At 45.3% G+C, this 1,969-nt stretch carries 2 protein-coding genes; both read right to left on the minus strand.

Annotated elements, in window-relative coordinates; genetic code table 11:
• The coding region (locus QWZ08_RS23310) for an ATP-binding protein (protein WP_290340010.1) at positions 1–475 on the minus strand (475 nt) is incomplete at its 3' end.
• A 22-nt stretch (positions 476–497) separates the two neighbouring features.
• On the minus strand, positions 498–1,969 hold a 1,472-nt coding region (gene istA, locus QWZ08_RS23315), incomplete at its 5' end, for an IS21 family transposase (protein WP_290340011.1).

A 1,969-nucleotide genomic window follows, 5' to 3' on the forward strand; every position in this document is an offset into this window, starting at 1 on the left:
CCAGGTGATTGAGCAATTTAATGTAAGAGCCATCGAGCTTAGACAATGTTACCTTTTCTATCAGGCGGTTCATATTGAGGTAAGTGGTTTTATATCCCTGCAGACATGCCTGGTGGCCAAGGGCGCAAGCCAGGTAACTTTTTCCGCAACCGGTGGAACCGGTAATTAAAATATTCTCGCCTTGTTGCAGATAACGGCCTTCAATAAGGGTGGCCATTTGTTGCTTGCTCAGGTTGCGTGCAGGGCCGCATTCTATTTGTTCGACCGTTGCAGGCAAACGCAGCTTGGCCAGTTTAAGGTAGTAAGCGGTTTTTTCATTGCTGCGGGTAAGCTCTTCGGATTGTACCAACTGGGCTACCAGGTCATGCCCATCCAGCTGCTGATCCAGCGGTAGTTCCAGTTGAGTGCGGTAAGCATGGTACATACCCTGCAGCCGCAGCTGTTTCATTTGTTCAAGCGTTTGTGTTGTGTTCATTTTACTTTTGTTTTAGTTGTAATTATTGATAGTGATCTTTTCCCCTGATATTATCATGCAGTGGTATGCTGGTATCATTTTCAGGAACTATTATTTGTTTATCAAGCCCGCGTTCAAGAATGTTTCTGATCATTGTATAGTTAACCCGGGTTCCTTGCAGTGCCCTGTTGCAGGCTGCTTCCAGCCGCTGTTTGGTATACTTTTTTTGTAGCATCAGCATACCAAAACATGCTTTGTAATTCTGTTCGATATAAATACTGTTTTCCAGCATCAGTGTAGCCGCCTGTAAGGTTGCTGTGCCGATGCTGTTTGCCTGCAACAGAAGCTCTTCTTTGTTCCAGCCCTTAATGGTTTGCATGCGCTGGTGGTGCGGAGGCATATGATCCGCAAGGGTTGTATATGCTTTGCTGTGAGGCTTTCTAATATGCAGGGCAATGCGATCTGTGTTCAGGTAAACTTCTACTACCCGGTTGTCATAAAGCACTTTCACTTTTTTGCCAACATGTTGATACGGCACACTGTAATACAGATGATCTTCTGAGAGTTGAACATGATAGTTACGCTGAACAGTGAGTACAACGACTTTTTTAGGGCCAAAGGGTTCTGAAGGTAGTGGCCTTAGCAAGCCATGTTCGTGCTTGTCATAAAAATACCAGCGGCTGTAAGCCGTATTTTTATAAGGCTTATTATTAAGTAAATATAGTTGCCGGGTCATAGCCTCGTTAAGAGTAGCCAGGCTTGTAAACTCCTCGTGTCGCAGCGGCGCATACACATGCGCATACACAATGCTGACAGCCCGTTCTACCATTGCTTTGTCACGCGGGCTATAAGGGCGTGCAGCGCTAAAGGTAGTAGCGTAATGTTCACTTAGCTGGTAGCATATATCCGTAAATACAGGTTCATAACGGCTTGGGCGGATAACGGCCGTCTTCAGGTTGTCACATAAAATAGTAGCCGGTACACCGGCATAATATTTTAGCATGCTGTTGATGCAGGTAGTAAAATCTGCTGTTTGCTGGCTGTGAACAGCTTTGCAAAAAATAAGGCCGCTGTAAGGAAGTATAGCTACAAACACCTGGCACTCTATACACTCACCGGTAGGCACGTCAACATAATGTTGTTTCTTACCGGCAAAATCAATCATGATTATATCCGCAGGCTGGTATTCCAGGTGCATGGATACATCGGAGTTTTTAAGGTATAGTTTTAAATGATAGCAGTACCGGCTATAACTGTATCCATCGGGGTAAAGGCCCATATATTCCTGCCAAAGCAGCTGGCGTGTTACACCGGTTTTTGATAACTCTGACTGGCAGGATTTAAAATGCTGGCTAAGTTGTTCCATCCGCAAAGCATCATGCTCCAACTGATCGTTGTTATAGGCTTTATCCGCCAGATCCTGGTTAGATAATGCGGGACTGTCCGCATCACTTGCAGGAAGCAACATGGCAAGATATTTACGAACACTGTTACGGCTTATACCAGTTCGGCGGG

The organism is Ferruginibacter paludis, from assembly GCF_030409685.1.
GTDB lineage: Bacteria > Bacteroidota > Bacteroidia > Chitinophagales > Chitinophagaceae > Ferruginibacter > Ferruginibacter paludis.